Origin of the sequence: Chryseobacterium indologenes, assembly GCF_001295265.1 — a bacterium.
GTDB lineage: Bacteria > Bacteroidota > Bacteroidia > Flavobacteriales > Weeksellaceae > Chryseobacterium > Chryseobacterium indologenes_A.
Genome location: NZ_LJOD01000023.1, coordinates 1 through 24,081 on the forward strand (window position 1 = coordinate 1; position 24,081 = coordinate 24,081).

The following is a 24,081-nucleotide window of genomic DNA, read 5'->3' on the forward strand; positions in this document are numbered from 1 at the left end:
ATAGCCGAAGTTCAGGGAGAGTTGGCAGAGTGGTCGATTGCGGCAGTCTTGAAAACTGTTGACTGTAACAGGTCCGGGGGTTCGAATCCCTCACTCTCCGCAACCTATGAAAACATAAGTTTTCAAAAGGCATCAAAAAATATTTAAAACCTGCAAAATCAACGATTTGCAGGTTTTTTGTTTATGGCGGTCGCTATAATCTTCAAAAACAATCCAAAAGTTTGTGAAATCAGGTTCAAAACCTGGGTTTTGGTTAATCTGAATAGGAAGAAAGTTTTCTCTTTTACTCCTCTGAGTGCAATCTAAAGTTTTTGATCTTCGGATTAAAGATTCTGCAGAAGCATTCGTACTTCTTTTATCAAAGAAGTTTAATATCTCTCTGTAGAAATTAAATCAGAATTTGGATATTCATTTGATATATTTTTATTAGAAAAATAAAATATTTTCAAAAGATAAAATAACTATATTTGCGACACATTTTAATAAAAACTAATTTACTATGAAAAGAATCTATCTTATTTCATCTCTTGCATTAGTGATGATGACAAGTTGCAAAAAAGATCAAACTACAAATGTTGATGCCAACACAACAAAAGATTCTACAGCAATTAAAAAAGAAGCTACGGTTGATAGTGCTAACACTGCATCAGCAGAAAAACCTGCAGGTACAACCGATCCAGCAAACGGAAAATTGTCAATATCTGAAAACAAATGGGTTTTATCAGAATTGAATGGAGCTGCTGTAACGAACAATACAGATAAAGATTATTTCATTTCTTTAGATTCTGGATTAGCAAGATTTTCTGGATTTACAGGTTGTAATACTGTAGAAGGAGATTATCAAATTGTTGAAGCGGGGAAATTATTGTTCGCCAACGTTAATAGCACAGAAGTGGCTTGCGACAAAACTAAAATGGAAAATGAATTTATTGCAGCTTTAAAAAGTACAGATAGTTATACAATTGAAGGAGATATGCTACAGCTTCAAAAAGGTAAAACTGTAGTTGCTAAATTTGCAGTCAAAAAATAATGATTAGAGGCTGTCTCAAAAGCGAGACAGCCTCTTTTTACTGTTAGACTTGCAAAACAGATCTTAACCTTCGTAAATCATTTAATAAATAGTTCGGGTTTAGAACCATGGGGCGCTAGTTCGTTATTATATTAATATTGATAAATTCTTACAATTTTCGTATATTTTTATATCAATACTAAAAGTTCATTGATTGTTAATAAGATTAAAATATTTTGGAGTTTTGGCAAATTCGTGGGAATGTTCATATTTTTTGACATTCAGCAATATAAGAAGTGTAGTTCGAATTCTTCACTCTCCGCAACCTGCGAAAGCGAAAGTTTCAAATGCATCAAAAAAATATTTAAAATTTTAAAAATCAATCTCTTGTAGTTTTTGTTTATAGCAAATTTTATTGATATACAGTTGAACTCTATTCCCTGGAATTTCTTTGCTATATCTTTTGAAATCAGATTTTTTACACCTTTTTACTACAGGATAAATTTTCTGTTTAGAAACTACCCGCCAAACAGTCATTACAGAAAGTATGATTCCTTTTCGAAGCAGATGAATTGAGGTTCTTGCAGCTTCCCATCTTTTTTTTCTCTTAAATCAAGGATAATAGATTCAGTTTCTTTTGTAACCTTAGTATTGGTAAGGGTTTTAGGATGTCTTGAATTATCTGGCAGTCCTTATTCTCTTTCTTTTTTATATCTTTTATCCATCGTTGAAGTGTTGATCTTGTAATTCCACAGCGTAAGGTCGTTTTTGTTACAGACCCTGATTCTAAATAGATTTTAAGTCAATTTTTTGCGGGCCTTGACTTGCTATTGCTGTTTATTCGTGGATAAAGGTTTTAAACTTTACACCATAAATTAAGTCATTTTGTAGCAAATCTATTGATACTTTACATTTATTATCTTCTTACTTTTAAAAGTAGAGGTTTTTACATAAAATCTATTTTAAGCTTGAATAATAGCGATTAGGTAGCCAATTGGTTAAATAAAAAGAGAGAAAATTTTCTCTCTTTTTATTTAACCAAAAATATTTTCTTCCATTTAGCCACAGTATTTCTACTTAGTTTAAAGTGGTCTGCCAGTTGCTTATTATTGAGATGTTGTTTCTTTTGATAATCCAGAATTTTAAATATTGTTTTTTTATCGTAAGCATTATGGCTTTGTCTGTCGATATTATCACTTCTGTTGTTTCCAAAGATAATCTTGTTCAGATCAATGATGTCAAGAGCTGAAATTTCCGCCTTACTTAAAATATTCATACAGTAAGGTTTTTTTTCAGGTTTTTTATTATCTAGAAAGTCTATATATATTTGTTTGTAATTAGGTGTCATTGTGTTTATATTTATCGAGCCATTTGTACAGGGTTGTCTTAGGAATTCTATACTCTTCAATGATTTGTTTTCGGTCTTTTTTACCTGATTGGATTAGTTCAATAATAAAGTCAATAATTTCCCGTGTATAAATATTTTTGCGAAAAACAGGTAAGCTTATTTTTTTTTGGTGATAATTAATATTGTTAGATGACTTTGGGGAATATAAAATAAGGTGTTGTGAATATATCCTGAAAAAATCATACTCTAACAATTTACACCATCGTAATAATATTTTTGAATCTAAACTTTCAGACTCGTACATATCCAATACATCGGACTCTTTACAGTTTAAGAAATTACAGATACGGGATATATCTATTCCTTGATCCATAACCCTTTGTTTAATTAAAGAACCTATATGAATTTTTTTAAAGGTGAGGTTTGACATGTATAAATACTTAAATTGTTAAAAGGAAGGCTGAATAAGTAAACTTAGCCAGCTTTCCTTTTTAAGTTTCTGATTAGGATTTCCAAAAACTCCACTCAGTACCATTAAAAACCAGTAATAGCTTTCTGATTTTATCATAAACAATCATTCCCGGTGCAGGATTAACAATGTTTATATGAGGGTCTGTAATACGTGGCAATATCATTGCCTTATTAACATCTTCTAAAACCAAGATACCCGGAGTGGAAGATGGAGTTCCAATAGAAACTTTGGCATTTGTGTTTTCAGTTTTGTTGGTTTGAATACTTGTATCTATACTGTTTGCAGTACTTGCACCATATGATAAATCAAACCATGAGTTCGCCTGTTTTATTTTTACTTTTTTTTCAATAGGATCAAAAATCAATGTTCCGTTAACAGAATTTGAATCAACATTGGTGCTGGTTACATAAGGTAATACAATACCTCTGTTTATATTGCCTGAACCTGATGAGAGAACATCTCCAAACTCTAAAGAAACTGATGGGTTTGTTACGGCTGATTTTCCTTTTCCTATAATAACTTGTGAATGGATAATAGAAGGAAAACATAGGACTGCCGTCAGAATTATATTTTTCATTGTATTTTTATTTAATGTGTTAGTCAGGGCAGCCTGGCTTATTAAAGCATTTCCATTTACTATTGGCTGCATTATTGGGATCTTCTACGTAAATTTTAAGACAGTTTTGATCTGTATCATATATCATCATTCCATCTACAACATTGCCGGCAGCTGTAATTGCATTAATCTGCAATGTGTTGAGCCTGTTGACAACAAATCCCTTTGTTTTAGATTCCAATACGATGAAACCGCTTTGCCTTATCATTGGCCAGTTATCCTGATTTGTTCCTGCTCTTCCAAGAGAAGTTATACCAAAATTCGTAGGAATGGATGTTCCATTGATTACAGCTGGTTTGTAACAAGCAGAATTAAGAATAATTTTTACTGTAGTTTTTGCTGTATTGTTACATAATCCGTTTACTGTGTAATCAAATGTATAAGTTCCTTCTGTAGCATATTGAGCATACCATTTGTTTTCAATAAGATAACCGGTATTATTATTGTCAGTCCAGATACCATTTGAATTGTATGGAGCATTGAGATAAGAGAAAAGATCAATTGGTCCTGAAAGATTATTGATACTAAGAGTTATGGTTTGACCTGTTCCAGCATTTGGAGAATTGATACTCATTGAATTAAGATCTAAAAATACTGAAGTATTGATACAGGAACCAGGATAGGTAATTCTGGCTTCATACAATGCAGTATCTGTTGCCGAATTAAAAGGATTAAAAGAATACTGAACGCCAGTAATTCCTGTATCAACTCCATTTTTATACCATTTTATTGTAGCGAAGGACATTCCCTCTAAAACCAGGTTGCCTGACTGTCCTTGACATAATTTACTAGGCTTAATCTTAGGAAGTTTATTTTCTGATACCAGAACATTAACATTAATTATGTTACCACAGTTGTCGATCACCTGAGCTCTATATTTCCCTGCACTTAAACTAGTAAAAACAGGATTTGTGTTGTTATCAATATTAATAGGAATACCATCTTTTTCTACAAGCTTATACTTTAGCGGTGTGATTCCCTGCGCATATAGTACAAGATTATAACTGCCGTCTGGGCAACTGAATACATAATAATCACTTAAGGTTAATCCACCAGGAATAGCTGTGAAGGTATCCAGTACTTCTGTACATTGTTTAAATGTGACTGTACCTGTTTCATAAGTATAATATTGCATTAGGGTTCTGAAGTCGCCTCCAGATTGAATATTGGAAAATGTTGTTGAAATATTTCCAGATATATTAGCTGTAGCTGTCTGAACAGTTTGCCATGTATTATTAGTGTTATTTAGTTTTTGTAATGTAATGGAAGCACTATTAGTATTATTACCACTCAACGAAACATTATAATTGAAAGAAGAGCAGCTGTTCTGAGTAATGTGGTTAAAGCTGTATACAGCCCCTGAAATTACAAAACTACCTGTTACGGTTAACCCGCAAGTTGTAGGGATTTCAACATTATAGGTTCCTGGGGGTAAGTTTCCCAGATAAATTTGATTGTTTGGGGCAACAACTTCAGAACCAAAAGATTTCGGATATGTTGAAGAAAAACCAGCAGGCCCACTGATAATTTTTATTCCTGTTGGCGTTGCACTTGGAGTATTACTTGTTGAATTTGCAGCATCTACAGGAAATAAAGTGACAGATCCTGTAGTACTTCCGCAACCTGGCGCATAATACCTGTTCATAACAAGACCTGTTACAATATTTACTGTTTTTTCAACTGCATTTCCGCAAGAATCTTTAAGCCTTATTGTATAATTTCCGGAAGGCACCGGATTGGTATTGCTACCTATGTTGATTGTTATTGGTGATGTTCCTGAAATAGATGCTATATATGAGCCATTGCTAAAGTTGGTATTGTAATTCCATGGCTGGAATCCTGCGGGATAGGAAATAAATTCCAGACTGTAATTAGGAGCAGCATACATAATGTTGTTGATAGTGATAAATCCATTTCCGCAAGATGCAGCTGACTTCTTTACATCCATTGAAATCACTGGGCTATTATAGGTCGATTGGTAGTTTTTTGTAATTCCGCAGGCATCTGTTAATGTCTTTTTTACGATAAACGACTTACCATAGACATAAGGAATATCTTGTACTATCTTACCGTTGTCAGCAGAACTGTTTAGTATATAATTTCTGACATAAGTAATTCCTGTAGGAGAACCGTCCTGAATATTGATTTCATAAGTAATATTTATTGGATATTTATAATTGGGAACATTTATTGTAGAACCCAGCCTCCTTATATCAATTTTATGAAGAATATGGCTGCAGTCATAAAGATAATTAAAGCCGGTCAGATCTTGGGAGCTGAAATAAAAGTATAGATCCGTATTTGTATCAGTTATTGTAGCTCCGATTACTTTGATGTTGCCACATTGATCTGTTACTGCCACATTATAATTGCCTACAGCCAAACCTGTAAAAGAATTCGAACTTTGAGCAGGTACAATTACAGTTCCATTTGCAGGATTTCTTAATTCGTAAGTGGAAGGTTGTCCTTGGGTTACATTCACGGTGATATTTCCAGAACAAGTATATGAAACAATATTGTTGAATTGTAAAGGAGTATAGTTATTGGCTATGGTAAATGAAACATTTTTAGTGGTAAGGTTTCCGTTTATATTTTCCCTGATCCTGATTGTATAGCTCCCTGCAGGAAGGTTATTTTGTGTAAGGGTAAACGCTGTCTGATTTGTAACACCTAAAGATCCATTCCGATCATTAAATGTTCCGGAACCTGAAAGTCTCTGCAGTAAATAATCAAAAGTAGAGCCTATGGTAGCATTGGTAATCCCAATACTTACTTTTCCGTCACCATTACAGTATTCAGGGGTAACTGAAGGAGAATTTGCTGTAAACTGACCAAAGATACAGGAGGGCAGTATACAAAATAGAATGAAAATTAGTATTTTCTTCATTTGCTTATAGTTTTAAAAGTTATTTTTAAGCGGAGTGTAAAACGTAGATCCGTTTAAATAAATTGGTTTTGCAAATTTAGAAGGCCTACTAATTCAATTTTAAAATAGGCTTTTGAATTTGAATAATTCAAAAAAAATGCAGAGTATAAAATATTGTTAATCAGTTTTTTGTAAAACTTTATTATTGAGTTTTTTTATATAAGCCGATGGTGGCATGCCAATTATTTTTTTAAAAATAATGCTAAAAGCTGAGTGTGAAATAAAGCCGGATTCATCAGCTAAAGTACTTATTTTATAATTTCTGTATTTAGGATTTTGTTCCAGCTTTTTTATAATATAAAAAACTCTTAACTCATTAATGTAAGCGCTAAAGTTCTTATTAAGATCTCTGTTTATCAATTCCGAAAGATAAGTATTATTAGTGTTGAGTGAAGATGATAATGCAGATAATGAAATGTTTTTATCCAGATAACGTTCTTCTTTTTCAAACTCTTTTAACTTTTGTAGTATTGCTTTTTTTTCATGTTTTGACCTTAATATTTTAGCTCTTATTGTTATTGCTAATAATTTTAGAGGGAAAAAGGGATAGGCCCGGAAACAATAAGGAAAGGACTTTGCAAATTTAAAGGTCTTTAAAACTTGTAAAAAAAATAGGCTTTTGAAATTGATGAATTAAAAAATATTATAATTTTAAAATTGTGTAAATCAGGTTACTGGATTATTGTATGTTTTTAATATAAAATGATGGAGAAGTACCGGTAACCTTTTTAAAGACTATTGTAAATGCAGAATGGGAGATAAATCCGCTTTCTTCTGCTAATGTACTTATTTTATAATTCCTGTACTTAGAATTGTTGTTTAATTTATCTATGATGTAAAATATTCTTAATTCATTGATATAGGTATTGAAATTCTTACCGAAGTGTTTGTTGATAACCTCTGATAAATAAGAATTGTTGGTACCAAGTTTTGCTGACAGAACAGATAAAGACAGATTTGGATCAAGATAGCCTTTTGCTTTTTCGAACAGTTGCAAGGCTTTTAATATTTCATTTTCTTTACTTTCAGTAATACCACCTTCATATTTTTGTTTTGTAATTGAATTTTGTTCTCTAATAGTTACTTCTTTGACAAACGAGTTTTCATTAGTTTTTTCTCTTTCTTTATACATTAATACAAACTGATCAAAAGCTTTCTTTTCTCTGATCCGTTTCTTACGCTGTAACAGGTAAATTAAGGAAGAAATGATAATACAGGCTAGGACAATAATCATTATAATTATTGTAGAATTTTTTCTTTCATTTTCTTTTACTTTTGTAGATCTTGCATTAGCTATTTGATTTACAGACTCATTAATTGCGTTTTTTTTGAGCTTTTCTGTTTCTGTTTTTTCCTTCTCATAGAGGTCTTTATATTTTTTTGCTTTTACAGCATTATTTAGACCAAGATATGCATTGGATAAAACTTCGTATACGTTCTTTTTTACTTCTACTGAGCTCTTCGTAAATGGAATTTGAAATATAGAGTCGCAAAGATGTATCGCCTCAGTATATCTTCCCATTTTATTATATAGAATCGCTTTCTGGCCTAGACCTTCAATAATATTAACATCAGATTTTAGTTTTTTTGCCAGATCAATCATTTTATTGTAATACCTTTCTGATAGTTCAAATTGTGATAAATCTTTGTAGTTATTAGCCATTCCCATATTGATAATCATGATAGGAAATTGTTGCACACTATCTGGCTTAAGCTGTAAAGCCATATTCATTGCTTTTTTATAAGCTAATAATGATTCCTTAAAATCCTTCTGTTCATATTTTATATCGGCAATAGCAGTAATTATTGTGGTCAGCAATAGATTTCTTTTAGATTTATCCTGAACCTTCTTTGCAGACTCAAAGGTGAGATTATATTGTTCTGTTGCTTTCTCATATAGTCCCTGTATACTGTACCTTTCCCCAATGGCTCCCTGACATCGGGCCATTCTAAAGAAATCATTATTTTTCTCATAAAGCTCCTGAGCTTTTTTCTTATATATAATACTGTTTTTCAGGTCATCTATATCAGTATAAATATTGCCTTTGTAATCATATATATAGGCTTTTATATATGAAGAACGGGTTGTGTCCTCTATTTTATTTGCTAATTTAAATGCTTTTTCAGGACCTAAAGCTCTTTCTTTGTTTAGAACAGGGGCTAGCTTTGTAAACAAAGCCTCCTGACCGGAGATAACTCTGAAGAAGATAAAATAAATAAAAAAAATATATATAAATTTCTTGCTCATAGATATTTAAATTGTAAAACACTACTAAGTTGCACTGTTACAAATTATTGTGAATATTTTAACTCCTTAGATTATAATATGTAAAATACTGATGTAAATAAGATTTTTTCTATTCAATTAACTTACAAAAATACATAAATTATAAGTCAATTTTTATTAATTTTTATTCTCTTAAAGAAAGAGCCAGGCGCTTTTTTCTTCAGAGAGCTTGATTTACTTAGTAAGTTTAATGACTAGCCAATACGTCAGGCAGAGTTTTTTTTCAATATCAGCCATTAAATATATTCTGGTTACAAGAAAAGTAGATTTGGTTATTCAGGTCTTTCATTTTATTAAGACATTTGCAGAAGTAATATTTCTCCTGAGTATTAAAGAATAATTTCTAATTAAATTTTTAAGTCTTTTTAATTTTTATACTTTAAACCGTTTTTTTTATTGAACATGAAAATGAATAATCCTCCGATAAGAATTGATACAATCGCTGAGTATCATAAATTACGTGGGTTACCACAGCCCCAGCATCCGCTGATAAGTGTAGTTGACTTCTCTAAAGTTAAGTTTTCTTCTGAGAGTTTTGTAAATGGCTTTTATAATATTGCAATTAAAAAAGGGCTTAATGGTAAACTTTATTACGGACAACAAGAATATGATTTTGATGGAGGTGCAATGTCTTTCATAGCTCCCAATCAGGTTCTAAAGATGCAGGCTAACTCGGATGAATTGCAAAAACGTTCCGGTTGGATGTTGCTGTTCCATCCTGATTTTTTATGGAATAGTTCTCTAGCAAAAAAAATAAAGCGTTATGACTTTTTTAGGTACTCGATAAATGAAGCTTTATTTGTTTCAGAAAGGGAAGAAATGATAATCAATACAATAGTTAATAATATCAGCCAAGAATGTGAGTCAAATATTGATAAATTCAGCCAGGATATTATTATTTCTCAGATCGAGACTTTACTTAACTACTCAGAACGCTTTTATCAGCGTCAGTTTATTACGAGAAAAATTACAAATCATAAGATCTTGGATCAGTTTGACATACTTCTGGATGATTATTTGTGTGATAATGACGTTTCATGCAAGGGACTGCCTAGTGTTCAGAGTATTTCCGAGCATTTGGGGATATCTCCAAGTTACTTAACCAGTGTCGTAAAAATTTTAACAGGACATAGTGCACAACAATATATACATCAGATGCTGATTGAAAAATCTAAAGAAAAATTATCAACCACAGATCTGTCTGTAAGTGAAATTGCTTATGAATTGGGATTTGAACATCCACAATCCTTCAGCCGCCTCTTTAAAGCAAAAACAAGCCTTTCTCCGTTGGAGTTTCGAAATTCTTTTAAAAATTAAATACATCTGATGTAAGAAATATCTTTTTTGGAGGCAAAATTGTCTTCAACGTTATCTCACTCATAAATTCTTAAAATATGCTTAATAAAAAATTAGCAATGAAAAATAAGTTCATTGCCACTATTCTTGCGTTTATAATTATCCCAATTTCTGGTCTAGCGACAGATATTTATCTACCTTCAATGCCTAATATGGCTGAAGAATTGAATGTATCACAAACAAAAATACAATTTACCATAACATTGTATCTTATTAGTTATGGTATATCACAATTTTTTTGTGGTGCTATTGTTGACGCTTTTGGCAGATACAAAGTTAGTATTTGCTCATTAACTCTTTTCGGATTATCATTCTGGATAACAGGGCATACCAATAACATTTATTTAATTTACTTTATGCGTATTATTCAGGGAGTACTTTCAGGTTTTGTTGTTGTTTCGAAGAGGGCTTTCTTGGTAGATGTCTACATGGGAGAAAAAAGAAAACATTATCTAAGTATCCTCACTATAGTATGGTCATTAGGTCCCATTATAGCCCCATTCCTAGGAGGCTATTTACAGAAGAATTTTGGATGGGAATCAAATTTTACGGTATTAGCTTTTTTTTCTCTCATTATTCTTTTTCTTGAACTTTTATTTTCAGGAGAAACTATTAATAATATTAATCCATTTCATTTTGAATTTTTATGGTATGAATTTAGGAGAATGTTAAAAACATTAGACTTTCTTTTCGGGATACTTATTTGTGGAGTCAGTTATGCCTTAGTTATGCTATACAATTTAAGCGTTCCGTTTATTATTGAACATCAGCTCGGGTATTCATCTGTTATAACTGGTTATATGTCGCTCCTTATGGGTGTTGCTTGGATGATGGGAGGGTTTGTTGGGAAAGCCATGATCGGAAAATCTCTTCTACTTAAAATACAGTATGCAAATCTTTTACAGATTCTTTTAATAATGTCTATGTTTGTTTGCTCATTTTATATTGAAAATCTTTTCACATTAGTTTTTTTTGCATTTGCTATTCATCTTACAGCAGGGTTTATGTATAATAACTATGTGACATATTGTTTAGGAAGATTTCCTGAATCTGCAGGGATAGCTGGGGGTATAACAGGAGGCACTGCATTTATAATAACGGCTTTATTGAGTTATTTCATAGCTGCGGTTATCAATCCTACCTGTCAAATAGAAGTTTCAGAAGGGTATTTTATTATAGCTCTTACGGGATATATTATTTTTGGACTAATTAAAATTAAAAAGATTCACAATTAAGTTTTGGGGTATTTAAACAAGTTTGTTTTTACTATTGCTTTCCGATATTTGCTAAAGAAAAGTTTAAAAAAATGATGTTTATGGATGTGAAAAAATATGGTTATGCAAAATCAAGTTTGGCAAGTTCTGCTAAATCTTATATAAAAGAGTTCGAAAACTGTGTCTCTGCGTCCGCAAAAGCATTTTCTAGTGTTGTAAAATGTTTTACCTTTGATAAAATTAAGTTACTAATAAGTTAAGTTTTATATTAAGATTTAATAATAGTTAAAATTGTGGCGGAATCATGGCAATAGTTATTTACAAATATTAAAATAGTAGATAGGTGCTGATTGCAGGATTTAAATTCGAGACCCTCACTTTCCGTCGGGTTAGAAACCAAAATAAGCTAAAACATTGTAAACATAGACGTTTACAGTGTTTTTTTGTTTTAGCGCCAGTATAAAAAATCAAATGGCTAAATCTTCATGAGCAAAAATCAGCTGTTCATCAGCAAGCGTTGAATTTTTCTGTTTTAATAATTCTTTTAATGACGATTTGCCTTCGTACAATTCTTTCATTTCCGAACTCAGAAAATCGAAGATGATAACGTGGGGCTGTTTCTTTCAGACATCCTGCATAATTTCTCCGATTCCAGATTTTTTTATTTTGGTTTTTTGATAAGCAAAAAATCAGAGGGTGTAAGGGGAAATGGAGGTTTAAACTCTATCCAATATTGGCGGTCGTCGGTCTCACAATCATTCATAATGCGATAATCGGTAAAGCAGCCGGTTTTCATCCACGGAAGTTCTACCCATTCGTAGCGTGTAGGATGTTCCAGATTAAGTTTTTCAATATTTTCCAGCCAGGCAATGGCTTTGTCAAGGTCTTTCTTTTGTTGTAATGTTTCGGGTATACCTGCATTTTCATTCCGCAGCTGTTCTATCAGTTGAGATTGCTTTTCTTTCAGTAATTGTATCGTAGAGTTCATTATTAAATTTTTTCGCAGGAAAAGGATGTCTTATTTCCTCTGGGTTCAGATAATTGTCAGGTAAATGGTTGTGTTGATTGCCGTCATTTATAAAGCAAATAATGGTCAATTCCTATAGCACTAAGATTTTCAGATATCTTTTTCTGCACAGTTCTTACAACATTCCATTTTCTATTATCCATTGTTTTTTATCAGTTTTCATGTTTTTACTCCTAAATATTTATTAAAAATAGGGAATTATTTTCTTTTTTTAACAAGTTTAAATCTCATCACTTACTAATTCTAAAGTAAAATTTCTTAAAATAAAAGAAGCGCATCCAACTAAAGTTGACCTTTTTAGGGACCTCCCGATTTACATAAAATGGTTTTGGGGCAAACTAGCGAATATTACGATAAAACAGAGAGCTTTGGTTAGCAAAAGAGAGGAATTGACAAAATCTATTATCGAATTTACTAAGGATTTTATGGGAGCCCTAAAATCTCTCCGGGTGCAATGTCAATTAGATTTAACACCATCGGCATGTCGGGATGTAGTTATATCCCGGCGAATATTCCGCAATAAAATAAGTAAATATTTCCTAAATTAATAATGGTTAACTGATAATAAATATACATAAAAAACGTTAATTATTCATTTTCTGGTATTGATTGTCAATTGGTTAAAATAATTATGCTATTAAGGATTGACAACATAAGAAATAATAAAGTATCTTTTATTTTTAATTGTATAAAACCCTATATGTACAAAATTTATGTATTGGCAGTTAAATTAATTGCATTATCGGTCTTATTGCTTTTCCTGTTATCTTCCTGTACTACTTCAGTAGAAAAGGGGGATGATTATCTCTATAAATTTAATGATGAGGTTTCAGCTATTACAAATCAGCCCGAAAAAATAAAAGCATTAGGAAAAAGAGAACTGGAAAAGTACAAAAAGACTGGTGACCGTCTTTATCTGATAAGCAGTAAATATTGCGGGCTTTTTATCCGTCATGGCGAATTTCCGAATATTGATGAAATTACCCTGGACTATGAGCTTCTGAACCTGAATAATAACCAATACAATTATATAACGATTACCTCTAACTTTAATCTGGCTTATCAGTTTGTAAATATTTCTCCTGATCAATCCATGCAGTTTCTGAATAAAGCTATAGAAATGGATGAGAAAACAGGTAAAATGTATATATTACCCCACATGTACCACCTTAAAGGGAATTTATATTACAACAAAGAAGACAATAGTAAAGCCCTGGCCTACTACAATAAGGCTCTGGAAAGCTATATCAAAAGAGGCAGAAAAGATGATGTGCTGTATATTGCTTCAATGTACAATAACATGGGCATTGTATATAAAAAAACAAAAAATATAGACACGGCCATTGAAAAAGCACAAAAAGGAGTCAACATTCTGAAAGAAAAGAAAAATCTCACTCAGGACGAAAAAAAACATATACAGATTTTCAGCAGCCTTCTCGCCACTTACTATATAGAAAAAAAAGAATTTCTGTACGCAGAAAAGCTCCTGACAACAGCACTGGAATACTTCAAAAAAAACGAAGCGTATTATGATGATGCCATTGTTGCTGCAAAACGTCTGATTGATATATACAGCATTACCGGAGAAAAAGAAAAGCATATATCAGTTATTCATTTTCTGACCAGCATAGAACCCAGGATAAAATCTATTCCTTCCAAGATCAGTGTTAATGAAATTCTCCGGAATTATTACTCGGATATAAATGATCTTCAACACTTAAAACTGGTATCCGGGAATCTCTTGGCCCTGGAGCGGCAGCATGATATCATTTCAGAAGAAAAATTACAAAAGGTATCTGATACTTTATATAAATATGTATTACAAAAAATACACGAGGAATATAATCATAAAATTGCCGACAATAAAAAGAGAAACTGGGCTCTTCTGGCTCTTGCATTATTTATTGTTTTGTTTCTGGTCTGGTTAATCACATATATCAGAAAGAAAAATAAAGTAGAAAAAGAACTTCTGGAACAGCAAAAGTACATACTGGAAGAGAATAAAAGATTATTGGAAAATGATGTACAGCTTCATAAAGAAAAAAATAAGAAACTCAACTTAAATCTTAATCTGAAATTAGAAACCGAAAAAGCTCTTCTTGAGAATCTGAAAAAGATAAGAAAAACAAAACATACAGATGTAGAAAAGAATTTGAAAGAATTACAGTTTAAAATCAATAACCTGATCCAGATTGATAAGAAAAATTACGATTTCATTAATGAAAGCTCAATGGAAAACAAGCTTTTTATGGATAAACTGTCTCAACAATTTCCCTGTCTTACAGAGCAGGAGCTTAAATTATGTGTTTACTTCAAGCTTAATCTTTCATCAAAAGAAATTTCTTTACTTGAAGGGATTACTTCCGGAAGTGTGAGAGTATATAAAACGAAAATCAAATCAAAAATGAAATTAGAGCGACAGGAAGGTTTAAATGATTTCCTAAGCAGATTCTAAGCTGTTTTTTGAGTAGGACACAGTAAAGCAGATTACTTTCTTTTTTGTACTTTTATTGAAAGAAAAAATGCTTTTTTAAGCTTTGAGCCGTTTCATTTATTCAAAATTAGTATGAGTAAAAATATCGTCACAGTCCCGTCTGTTTATGAAGTATTTCAGGGCAATAAGAAGTGGAGACCTGTTTTTGCCGTATGTATCGCTCTATTCATTATGGCTAACGTGCTGCTGGATTATTTATATACTCTTTTTCAAAACAGCACATTTTATATTTCAGAATCTTTTCTATTTAGTGCTTCTTACTGGATTTTGTTTTTTCCTTTATGGAGCTTGCTTTCAGCCGGGGTGAAAAAAATGAACAGAACCATATTGAAGCTGACCTTAACACTTACAGCCACTGCATTTCACATTTTTATTTATCCTGCTTTAGTCTGGCTATTGTCTGAAATATTTTATGATCATACATTTCCTTATCAACAGACTTTTAATTTTGCCCTATCAGCTTATTTCATAAAAACAGTGCTTATTTACGGCTTCTCGCTGGTGGCATTCATGCTGTTGAATAAAAAAATAAACCAGCCTCAGGCTGTTATCCGGTCTGATGAAGAACCCTCTAAGCAGAGTTTTATCCGTTCAGTAATTGTTACAGACCACAATCAGCAGAAACTGGCATTGGCAGCCAGTGATATTTTGTATTTTTCAGCCAACTCACCCTATATTAACGTCCATCATCTTTTAAAAAAATACCTGTTGACAAGCACCTTAAAATCACTGGAAATACAATTAGATCCTGCACAATTTGTACGAATTCATAAATCAACTCTTATCAACATTCAAAAAGCTGTTTCGTACAAATCCCGCCTCAATGGAGATTATGATGTTACCCTTTCAGATGGTACGGTTTTACGCATCAGCCGTAACTACGCATCAGATTTTAAAGTAAAGTTTCAGGCTATTCACGGAGTAGAATAAAGGAGTCTCATTCATTATAAACTTAACAAAAAACAGGAACATAAAAACTCATCAGGTTACGGTAAAATTACCTCACCTTACCATATTCTATTTGTGAAAGAATGAATTACGGAATTTCTTTGCTGAAAATTCTGTACTATGAAAAATCTGATGATCTTTAAAACAATTTTTCTCCTGTTACTGTTTATGGCCTGTGACGGACAAATCAATAGTACCCAAAAGAAAAATAATAAGCCGGTGGGAGGGGGCTGTGATGGCTGTGAACTGATGTATATCGGCATTCCTGAGAAAATCCCTTCCATAGAAACCAGTCCCGGATGGAATAAAACCGGGCAAAAACTGATCGTTACCGGAACTGTTTTTCAGCTGGACGGGAAAACACCGGCATCTGGTGTCATTATATATTACTGGCAGACAGATCATACAGGCCATTACACGCCCAGAGATGATATGGATGAAAGAACAAAGCGACATGGCCATATCCGGGGTTGGGTAAAGACCGATGCAGAAGGGAAATACACCATTAAGACAATTCGTCCTGCTCCTTATCCTGATGATGTCCTGCCGGCCCATATTCATTTATCCATTAAAGAACCGGATGTGGAAAACGAATATTATACTGATGAAATTAACTTTGATGATGACATGCTGCTTATTCCCTACAAAAAGAAGCACCCTCTTGAAAACCGGGGTGGAAGCGGTATTGTAAGGGTTCTTTTAAAAGACGGTGTGCAGATCGCTGAACATGACATCATCCTTGGATTGAATATTCCAGACTATCCCAAAAAATTAAAGACATCAAAAATATCAGGCCTTAATATCGGGGAAGATCAGCCTTCATTTATTCCTTTTCATGCTTATGGTTTAGATAAAGGAACACAAACCTGTCCTGTATGTAAGTACGGGCGCTATCACGGTATTTTATATTTTGTAGGAAATCATCCGGACTGGAAAGAAATAAAAAACTGGCTTCAGTTTTTGGAACAGGAAAGTAAAAAACGGGAAAAATATCTGAAGGTTTATTTTGTATATGGAAATGAAAAAAACTACCATAAACAGACCAGGCAGACAGAATTAGAAAGGTTGGGGATGGAGTTGCACATTAGAAATGTGGCTTTAACTTTTGTCCCGTCATTTACAGATAAAACAACGGAAGCTCATCTGAACAAAATAAACCCGGAGGTTAAAAACACTTTTGTTATCTACAGGCACCGTAGCATTGTTGATAAATATATTGATCTGAAGCCAACAGCTGAAACTTTCCAAATGCTTTCCGATGCTCTTAGCAAAACACAGGGAAATTACTTTGATCTGCCGGCACCTGGATATGAATAATTTCAGCAAATAAAAAATGGCCGGAAAAGCTCCGGCCATTTGTAAATTCACTGTTTTTATTTTACTTTTTAATTCCCTTTATTGTTTGTTTGGTTCCGTCCGTCATTTCTACTGTCAGGAAATAAACTCCGGCACTAAGATCTGAAAGACTTAGCTTTTCAGCAGGTTTTTCTATTGTTTTAAGTACTCTTCCTGAAGCATCGGAAACGGATACACTCTTTACTTTTTCTATCTGAGAAATCATAACGGTATCAGTGAACGGATTAGGAGAGATCTGTACTGTATTCTGTTTTGCCTTTACTTCGCTGGTTGCCAGATTTCCTGCCACCACCTTCAGGTCATCTATTCCGAGATACCATGGACTACCGTTAGAGGAAACATCAATCGCAAAATAATAAACACCTGTAGTAGGAGGGGTAAAGGTTACAGAATACGGAACATAGGTGGTAGTTCCTATGTCAGGAGTGATGAAAGTGCCAAGGTCACTCGCACCGGTCATCGTCTGTTGGGTATTTACCCTTACATTTCCTGTATACCCGATATAAGAGGTTCCTGTACCTCCGGTATTATAGTTGAAAGCAAATGTATAAACCGTACCGGCTGTCATATTGAAGCCTGGAGTCCACAGTTGACTTGCATTGGTATTACCATAGGCTATTCTCATATAATTAGGTGCTGATTTCGGAGTATTATAGCTGGTGGAGCTGGTGGACGTCCAAGCTTTGGTTCCTGTTACAGTCTGCCAGCATCCCGGTACAATTCCGCTTCCGAGGCTTGTCATACTGTCGAAATTCTCAGTCCATGGAAGATTAAAGGAAGCGCAAGGGGTGGCAAAAGTTAACGGTTTCCATATTCCTTTAATTCCGCCACAGTTGGATCTCAGCCATAAATAATACGTTGTAGAAGCACTTAGCCCCGGAATATTTGCCGTTGTTACCCCGGCGCCTACAGAACCTATAGGAGAGGTGGTTTCTGTTGGAGGTGTAGAGCTGGTGGAATAATAGTAGTCATAGCCGTCCGATGGTGCCGAAGCCGGAGCACTCCAGCTGATCTGGACGCTTTGTGAAGTAGGTAACGCTGTAATATTGGTTGGTGACTGACATGCCGGAATAAAATTAGAAGATACCGCAAATACATTGGCTATTCCGGTTCCCCCGGTTTTAGCAATTGTAATGCTTTGAATGCTTTTACTCTGATTAGCCGCATCCAGTACCAGCTCTTTCTGATACAGTCTTGGGTTGCTCCCGCCTCCGGAATCTGTGGCATTATCTGTAAGACTTATCCTTCCTATTCCCTGAATGGCATAACCTGCTCCGTTATACCAGTCCGGTAAATCAATTCCGGTAAAGACCTGGTTAGAGCCGTCTGAGAAATTAACCGTGGCCGATATCGTAGATGTTCCGCTTCCGCTTGTTGCAAGAAGGTAGAGCTTTAATGCTGTAGAAGGGATTGCCAGGGTAAGTGTTCCCGGGTCATTGATTGTTGCAAGACGCAGTGAATTGTTTGCATCCAGAGAAGCCAGCTGATAGGATAATCCCGGAGTGGCAGCTACAACGGAATTGATCACCCCATTTACCGGAATTCCAAAATTTATAGATGTACTTGAGGAATTAAGCTGAAAGTTTCTGGCTACAAAAGCATAGTTTACACCATCCACATCTGAAGTAGTAGTGGTATTAGCCGCTCCGATGCCATTGGCAATAACGTCAGCAGTAAATCCTGATTGAATCTGCAACGTTTGATAGTCCTGTGCAGAAAGTGCTGTGCACGAAAAAGCCATGACCCCTACGGATAAGGCAGTGAGTAGTTTTCTTCTCATATTTTAACGTTTTAAAAGATTTTCATTAGGTTGTTCATTTTCATGTTGGCGTTTTTTATCAAAAAATTAACATGAATCTTTTTCAAATATAGATTGTTTGATTATAAATGTATAATTGTATTTTGTCATTTTGTTAATAAAAAAATAACAAAATAAAGTTTTTTGATTTAATAATGTATGATATGTTTAATAGTGTTGTGAATATTTTAAATATAACTTAAAGTGAACGTTACATTTTTTAATTTTAAATGACCCTAATAAAAGCCAAACCTTCAGACCAAAAATCTGAAGGTTTTAAAAATGGCCTATAAATGGCGGAATATGCTCATATCCGTTGTTATAATGGGGTTGTGCTGCGATAAATACTTTTCAGCTTTTCCAGGTTTATCCGGATAATGTCTCCGTTTTTAGTTTTATGTTTCTTCAGAAGAGACTTTCCGTTAACAGAAATTGTTTCAGTTTCAATAAGCCTGTTTAACCGGGAGGAAGAAAGAGCCAGCCCGATTCGGATAACAGAGGAAAACCTGAGGTTAAACTCAAAAGGATACCGGATGGTAAAGACTGCCGTTTCACAGTTTCCCTTGATGAGATCTTCTAAAGTGGTAGTATCATGCAGTATATCATATTCTACACTTTCCAGGTCGGCTTCAGCATTGTTTTTCCGTCTTATCTCCTGGGAAAAAGCGTATTCCCAGGCTGTTTCCGGGTCATTTTCCATAAACTTTTTATAGAGCTCAGTGTCGATTGATTCTGTTCGTACACGGGAAAAGATAGTCATATTATAGGTGTTGCTGCATTTTGTGCATCTGTAGATAAGCCAGATATCAATATTTTTTTTCTGGGCGTTCAGTCTGAATTTTTCACTGCAGTAAAATTTTGTGCTGTCACAATGGCTGCATCTTTTTTTGAGAAGGGGAGTGTTCCTTGCTTTGATCTCCCATATATGTTCTGTACTCATTATAATGGTCTTGCTTAGTATTTCTGAATAATTTTGACCTATTATTCAAAGGATCCTTTTTTGCAGGACCAAAGCTAAAAGCATGAGCAGCAGACGCTGGCCACCCTTACAGGCAGTACAGTGAATAATAAGGTGAAATGAAATAGAGCCCGGACAGAATTACCCGGACAAAAGAATGGTCAGCTGCAGTAAATGAAGCTGATACTAAGCTGTAATAATAAGTTTAAGAGTGTTTCTCAAAACAGGTTATTTTACTTTTACAGGGTAAAAATAGTCAATCTCCCTGAAACTTTATGGGTTTATTGATGATTTTATTGAGATTGGAAAGCTTTTTTCATGGTTTTATCGGATATTTACTGTTATAACAAGACAAAAATTACTTTAACTTTGCCAATTGAATGTGGTATGCAGGATATTAAATAAAGTATCAATGGCAGCATCATTTAAAAGCTCATACTGAGTAACTTAAAATTTAGCGGATAAACAATTATGAAATATAAGTTCTTAAATTTTAAATTGAGGAAAATTGTTCATTATTCATTAATCCTGTGTATTTTATTGATACAGGTTATTATTGCGGTATTTTTCTACACTGAATCTGTCAATGGTAAAAAACTCAAGTTTATTAAAGACCAGCTGGAGGACAGCAGGGCATTGGGTGGATTAACTGATAATTCAAGAAAAGATTTCATGGATGCACAGAAGTATTTTCAGAAATATATGGCTACCCAGGATGATAAAGATCTGAAACTCTATTTTGAAGCGCTGAAAAGGCTTAGGAATAATTTTGATAAAATCAATCAATACGAAAATATTAATCCAAGGCTGAAAACCAGTCTTGCCCGGCAGAAAAAAGATACAATGGAAGTGATAAAGCTTAAAACGCTAATAGATTCCGTGTACCAGTCTTCTCAGAATCCGCCGGCTAAAATTGAAGATAAGCAATATGAACCGAAGAAATACAAAAATAACTTCGAGAACCTGAGCATAGAAACCAAAACATATTCTGATACCGTTAAAAAGAAAGGCTTTATGGGAAGGCTGAAAGATGCAATAACGGGGAAAGTTGAGGTGAAAAAAGAGAGTACGGTGATTACGCTGACCAATAATAAAACCGTTGATCTTCCCGGACTGAAATCGGAAATGGATAGTACAATGAGGTCAATGGACAGGCATTATGCAGGTGAAGTGAAAAAGATTAAACTCTATGCTGTGAAAAGCCAGAAGGATAATATGCATTTTTACAGTAATTTCGGAAAGCTGCTGATATATAGTAACGGTCTGATTGATGTATATGATAATGCCATTAAAGATTTTAAATCCGAGCTGGAAAAAGAATACAATGAGCAAAGTTCAGCCAATAATAAGATCAGAAGATATCTTGTATTGGGATTAATGGTGCTGATGTTCATTGTATCTATCCTTATCATGTACTTTACAAGAGTAGCATTTATCTATGAAAGAAAGCTTAATGCGGCAAATGATGAAATTAAAAGAAACCTTAATTTCAAAAACCGCATTCTGGGAATGCTGAGCCACGACTTGAGATCTCCGTTGAAGATTATTAATATTTTTATTGACAAAATTCACAGGACAACGAAAGATGATACGATTAAAGATTATCTCCAGTCGATAAAATTTACCAACAGCACCCTGTTGCTGCAGTCTAACCAGATCCTGGAATATACTAAAAATCAGGATGCAGATAAAAAGCTGATCAACACAGTCTTTGATCTTAAAAATGAAATCAATTCTATTGTAAAGGTTATTACGCCTTATATAGAAACCCGGAATAATAAATTTGTGGTAACAGACAGGATTCCTGAAAACCTGACCGTGTATTCAGACAGTATAAAGATCAATCAGGTGTTCATGAATATCCTTGGAAATGCCAATAAGTTTACAGAAAACGGACAAATTGATCTTACCCTGATTACAGAACCGGCAGGTGAAAACAAGATTTCCCTGATCACTACAGTAAGTGATACGGGAGTAGGAATATCAGAAGCGGACGTTAAGAAAATTTTTGAACCCTATTATCAGGGAATTGTGTCTGATGAGATTGATAATCTTGGGGCCGGGCTAGGATTAAGTTTATGTAAGGAAATTGTAGAGCTTTTTAATGGTGAAATATCCGTATCAAGCAAGCTGTATAAAGGAACAACAATAACATTCAGAATGAATTTAAATATCAATAATAATGGAAATGCCAATTGAAAACAGGGAAATTAATTTCCTTTTAGCGGATGATCACAGCATTGTAAGACAGGGAATGGAAATCGTTGTCAATGATATTGCTCCTAATGCCAGAATTTATCACACCTCATCCTTACAGCAGATTGTGGAGCTGGTAAAAAGCAAAGAGATAGAAATGGCTATTATTGATGCTCATTTTCCGGAAGGAAACAGCCTTCATATCATATCGCAGATGAAAAGTGCGAATCCTGATATTAAAATTTTAATCTTTACAGGACTTGAAGAAGACCTGTATGCGCTTAAATTCATAAAAGCAGGTGCCAATGGCTATCTGAGTAAGCTGAGTGAAGAAGAGGAAGTAAGAGATGCCGTTACAAAATTTATACAGACCGGGGAGTACTTTTCAGAGACTTCACGCAACCTGCTGGTCCAATTCGTCTACAACCCAAACCTCATCAATCCGTTGAGCAGCCTCACCAAAAGAGAGCTGCAGATTGCCGAAATGTATGCAGACGGATATGGAAACCTTGAAATATCCAATCATCTGGACATCAAACAGAACACAGTGAGCACTATTAAAAAAAATATATTTGATAAATTAAAAATAGAAAACCTGGTTGAGCTGATCGACCTCATCAAAACCCATCATAAAATATAATTTTTCCGCTTTCAGCTTCTACTCATCCAAGTCATTTATCGATAAATATCTATGCCCTTATCGATGGGTATCGATGTAAATTATGGTGCATCCTGTTCCGCAATGTTGTTACTTTGTATCAGGAAAGTTTACTAATAAAAACATAAGTCAGTGAAAGATGAATGTGAAGTAGTAAATGATCACTTGCCTTATAGAATAATAAACACAAATTATATAAAATTATATAAAAACACAAATGATGGAAACGCAAGTGATGAGATGAATAGATGTGTATGCTTGACCTTAGAGTCCGCTTCTTGAAAGCTTATTATTAAAAAAACACAAATTAATATAAAGAAGTTTAATTGGTCTTTTAGGTTAATACTACAGTTAAAAAGGGAGCTGCTGCTCCCTTTTTTATTTTAATGATTTTCTGGCTTACCAAAAAGAAATCAATTTGGAATTAAGGACAAAAATTGTTGAGTAAATAAAAATTTCTGTTATCCTGAAAAATGCTTTATGAACACGACAAGAAAAAAACGTGTCCTTTTTGGATCCCGATATCTCAGGTAATTTCATGCTTAATTTTAAACAAATTGCTTATGAATTAACTCTGAGCATTGTGGGCGCTGTTCCATATTTCTTTTTAAAAGCAAAGGAAAAGTGTGACAGGTCTTCAAAACCTACTTCAAGATAAACATTCTTAGGCTTTTTATGATTCTCTGTGATGTGGTAATAAGCCAGTTCAAGTCTTTTACTGATCAGCCATTTCTGTGGACTGATATTAAAATGTTTTTTAAAATCACGGTTGAAGGTAGACAGGCTTCGCCCCGTTAAATATCCCAGTTTCTCCAATGGCATATTGAACATGAAATTCCGTTCCATGAAATTCACCAGATCAACTTTTCCCGGATTGTCAAAATTAGCAAGAACCCGGTCTACATCGGGATTAATTGTTCTGAGGATCGTAATGGCTTCTGTGATTTTAATCGTAGCTATATCTTCAGGAAACGTTCCGTTCATATCAAAATAAGGAACCAGTGAATTCAGAAAACTGTCCAGCAGAGGATGATTGTTAAAGCTGTAGATACGCTGCTCCGGAATGATGGTCTCCGGAAGATCAACCTTTTCGTAGAAATGTTTCAATCGTTCCACAGACAGATGGAGTACAACTGTTTTGTGGGGAAGTCCTCCTTTAGGGTAGTTGACAATAGTAGCTAACTGGTTTCTGGGAATCAGGAAGGTATCACCTGCACAGAAATTATAGGTCTGATCAGCCTGAATAATCCTGGTTTCGCCGGAAATGAACCATACCAGCATATGGTCTTCAAACATGAGATCCGATTTGAACAGCTTATCCTCATAGCAGGATAATTTAATCTCTTTAGTCAGGTATTTTGAGATATGTTCCATGATATAGAGCCGCTTTTAAAGAATTAAATATAAGGAATTTTATC

General features: G+C 33.9%; 17 protein-coding genes and 1 tRNA gene. 9 read left to right on the plus strand and 9 right to left on the minus strand.

The features are described from left to right. Nucleotides 1-15 precede the first annotated feature (15 nt). Both AOB46_RS21435 and AOB46_RS21440 read left to right on the plus strand, forming a co-directional pair. A tRNA-Ser gene (locus AOB46_RS21435) sits at nucleotides 16-100 on the plus strand. Nucleotides 101-499: 399 nt separating this feature from the next. Then, nucleotides 500-1,030 (plus strand): META domain-containing protein, encoded by a 531-nt coding sequence (locus AOB46_RS21440; protein ID WP_062703260.1) that lies wholly within the window; start codon nucleotides 500-502, stop codon nucleotides 1,028-1,030. 1,009 nt (nucleotides 1,031-2,039) lie between these two features. Here the strand turns inward: AOB46_RS21440 and AOB46_RS21445 are convergent. From AOB46_RS21445 to AOB46_RS21470, 5 genes are all read right to left on the minus strand, one after another. After that, a complete protein-coding gene (locus AOB46_RS21445) occupies nucleotides 2,040-2,285 on the minus strand; it encodes a helix-turn-helix domain-containing protein (RefSeq protein WP_316934408.1) in 246 nt (81 codons plus the stop codon). A gap of 575 nt (nucleotides 2,286-2,860) precedes the next feature. Then, on the minus strand, nucleotides 2,861-3,478 hold the full coding sequence (locus tag AOB46_RS21455) for a hypothetical protein (RefSeq protein ID WP_241489258.1): 618 nt from the start codon (nucleotides 3,476-3,478) through the stop codon (nucleotides 2,861-2,863). After that, nucleotides 3,426-6,332, minus strand: coding sequence for a hypothetical protein (locus tag AOB46_RS21460; RefSeq protein WP_062703266.1), 2,907 nt, complete (start codon nucleotides 6,330-6,332; stop codon nucleotides 3,426-3,428). Before AOB46_RS21460 ends, AOB46_RS21455 begins: the two co-directional genes overlap by 53 nt. A gap of 156 nt (nucleotides 6,333-6,488) precedes the next feature. Next, entirely contained in the window at nucleotides 6,489-7,001 is a 513-nt protein-coding gene (locus AOB46_RS24130) for a helix-turn-helix domain-containing protein (protein ID WP_082377337.1), read from the minus strand. Between the two features lie 49 nt (nucleotides 7,002-7,050). Beyond that, complete coding sequence (locus AOB46_RS21470; protein WP_062703271.1) at nucleotides 7,051-8,619, minus strand: helix-turn-helix domain-containing protein; 1,569 nt, start codon at nucleotides 8,617-8,619, stop codon at nucleotides 7,051-7,053. A gap of 441 nt (nucleotides 8,620-9,060) precedes the next feature. On the opposite strand from AOB46_RS21470, the gene AOB46_RS21475 reads away from it, so the two are divergent. Continuing rightward, entirely contained in the window at nucleotides 9,061-9,975 is a 915-nt protein-coding gene (locus tag AOB46_RS21475; protein WP_241489259.1) for a helix-turn-helix domain-containing protein, read from the plus strand. Nucleotides 9,976-10,052: 77 nt separating this feature from the next. Beyond that, nucleotides 10,053-11,249: an MFS transporter gene (locus AOB46_RS21480; protein WP_062703273.1), complete on the plus strand. Its 1,197-nt coding sequence runs from the start codon at nucleotides 10,053-10,055 to the stop codon at nucleotides 11,247-11,249. Nucleotides 11,250-11,889: 640 nt separating this feature from the next. Here the strand turns inward: AOB46_RS21480 and AOB46_RS23730 are convergent. After that, nucleotides 11,890-12,216, minus strand: a complete 327-nt coding sequence (locus tag AOB46_RS23730; RefSeq protein ID WP_206542270.1) for a hypothetical protein — start codon at nucleotides 12,214-12,216, stop codon at nucleotides 11,890-11,892. Nucleotides 12,217-12,973: 757 nt separating this feature from the next. Here AOB46_RS23730 and AOB46_RS21490 point away from each other — a divergent pair. The 3 genes from AOB46_RS21490 (at nucleotide 12,974) to AOB46_RS21500 (ending at nucleotide 17,014) form a co-directional block, all read left to right on the plus strand. Next, the gene (locus AOB46_RS21490) at nucleotides 12,974-14,710 is read left to right on the plus strand and encodes a tetratricopeptide repeat protein (protein ID WP_157845093.1); all 1,737 of its coding nucleotides are present in this window, start codon (nucleotides 12,974-12,976) and stop codon (nucleotides 14,708-14,710) included. Nucleotides 14,711-14,821: 111 nt separating this feature from the next. Then, nucleotides 14,822-15,679: a LytTR family DNA-binding domain-containing protein gene (locus AOB46_RS21495; RefSeq protein WP_062703277.1), complete on the plus strand. Its 858-nt coding sequence runs from the start codon at nucleotides 14,822-14,824 to the stop codon at nucleotides 15,677-15,679. 138 nt (nucleotides 15,680-15,817) lie between these two features. Then, complete coding sequence (locus tag AOB46_RS21500) at nucleotides 15,818-17,014, plus strand: intradiol ring-cleavage dioxygenase (protein WP_062703279.1); 1,197 nt, start codon at nucleotides 15,818-15,820, stop codon at nucleotides 17,012-17,014. Nucleotides 17,015-17,075: 61 nt separating this feature from the next. Here AOB46_RS21500 and AOB46_RS21505 read toward each other — a convergent pair whose 3' ends face one another. Both AOB46_RS21505 and AOB46_RS21510 read right to left on the minus strand, forming a co-directional pair. Beyond that, entirely contained in the window at nucleotides 17,076-18,833 is a 1,758-nt protein-coding gene (locus AOB46_RS21505) for a T9SS type A sorting domain-containing protein (protein ID WP_082377341.1), read from the minus strand. 337 nt (nucleotides 18,834-19,170) lie between these two features. Further along, nucleotides 19,171-19,791 (minus strand): DUF1062 domain-containing protein, encoded by a 621-nt coding sequence (locus AOB46_RS21510; RefSeq protein WP_062703283.1) that lies wholly within the window; start codon nucleotides 19,789-19,791, stop codon nucleotides 19,171-19,173. Nucleotides 19,792-20,349: 558 nt separating this feature from the next. Here AOB46_RS21510 and AOB46_RS21515 point away from each other — a divergent pair. Together AOB46_RS21515 and AOB46_RS21520 are read left to right on the plus strand one after the other, a co-directional pair. Continuing rightward, nucleotides 20,350-22,008 carry a sensor histidine kinase gene (locus AOB46_RS21515; RefSeq protein ID WP_241489260.1) on the plus strand — a complete coding sequence of 553 codons (1,659 nt, stop codon included), beginning with the start codon at nucleotides 20,350-20,352 and terminating at the stop codon, nucleotides 22,006-22,008. Then, on the plus strand, nucleotides 21,992-22,645 hold the full coding sequence (locus tag AOB46_RS21520; RefSeq protein WP_062703287.1) for a response regulator transcription factor: 654 nt from the start codon (nucleotides 21,992-21,994) through the stop codon (nucleotides 22,643-22,645). Before AOB46_RS21515 ends, AOB46_RS21520 begins: the two co-directional genes overlap by 17 nt. Nucleotides 22,646-23,224: 579 nt before the next feature. Here the strand turns inward: AOB46_RS21520 and AOB46_RS21525 are convergent. Beyond that, nucleotides 23,225-24,037 carry a helix-turn-helix domain-containing protein gene (locus AOB46_RS21525; protein WP_062703289.1) on the minus strand — a complete coding sequence of 271 codons (813 nt, stop codon included), beginning with the start codon at nucleotides 24,035-24,037 and terminating at the stop codon, nucleotides 23,225-23,227. Nucleotides 24,038-24,081 lie beyond the last annotated feature (44 nt).

What these genes read in the sequence shown, in the direction of transcription:
- AOB46_RS21440 (WP_062703260.1), top strand. Translation starts at nt 500, where the DNA reads ATGAAAAGAATCTATCTTATTTCATCTCTTGCATTAGTGATGATGACA.
- AOB46_RS21445 (WP_316934408.1), bottom strand. Translation starts at nt 2,285, where the DNA reads ATGAATATTTTAAGTAAGGCGGAAATTTCAGCTCTTGACATCATTGAT.
- AOB46_RS21455 (WP_241489258.1), bottom strand. Translation starts at nt 3,478, where the DNA reads ATGCAGCCAATAGTAAATGGAAATGCTTTAATAAGCCAGGCTGCCCTG.
- AOB46_RS21460 (WP_062703266.1), bottom strand. Translation starts at nt 6,332, where the DNA reads ATGAAGAAAATACTAATTTTCATTCTATTTTGTATACTGCCCTCCTGT.
- AOB46_RS21470 (WP_062703271.1), bottom strand. Translation starts at nt 8,619, where the DNA reads ATGAGCAAGAAATTTATATATATTTTTTTTATTTATTTTATCTTCTTC.
- AOB46_RS21475 (WP_241489259.1), top strand. Translation starts at nt 9,061, where the DNA reads ATGAAAATGAATAATCCTCCGATAAGAATTGATACAATCGCTGAGTAT.
- AOB46_RS21480 (WP_062703273.1), top strand. Translation starts at nt 10,053, where the DNA reads ATGCTTAATAAAAAATTAGCAATGAAAAATAAGTTCATTGCCACTATT.
- AOB46_RS23730 (WP_206542270.1), bottom strand. Translation starts at nt 12,216, where the DNA reads ATGAACTCTACGATACAATTACTGAAAGAAAAGCAATCTCAACTGATA.
- AOB46_RS21495 (WP_062703277.1), top strand. Translation starts at nt 14,822, where the DNA reads ATGAGTAAAAATATCGTCACAGTCCCGTCTGTTTATGAAGTATTTCAG.
- AOB46_RS21500 (WP_062703279.1), top strand. Translation starts at nt 15,818, where the DNA reads ATGAAAAATCTGATGATCTTTAAAACAATTTTTCTCCTGTTACTGTTT.
- AOB46_RS21505 (WP_082377341.1), bottom strand. Translation starts at nt 18,833, where the DNA reads ATGAGAAGAAAACTACTCACTGCCTTATCCGTAGGGGTCATGGCTTTT.
- AOB46_RS21510 (WP_062703283.1), bottom strand. Translation starts at nt 19,791, where the DNA reads ATGAGTACAGAACATATATGGGAGATCAAAGCAAGGAACACTCCCCTT.
- AOB46_RS21520 (WP_062703287.1), top strand. Translation starts at nt 21,992, where the DNA reads ATGGAAATGCCAATTGAAAACAGGGAAATTAATTTCCTTTTAGCGGAT.
- AOB46_RS21525 (WP_062703289.1), bottom strand. Translation starts at nt 24,037, where the DNA reads ATGGAACATATCTCAAAATACCTGACTAAAGAGATTAAATTATCCTGC.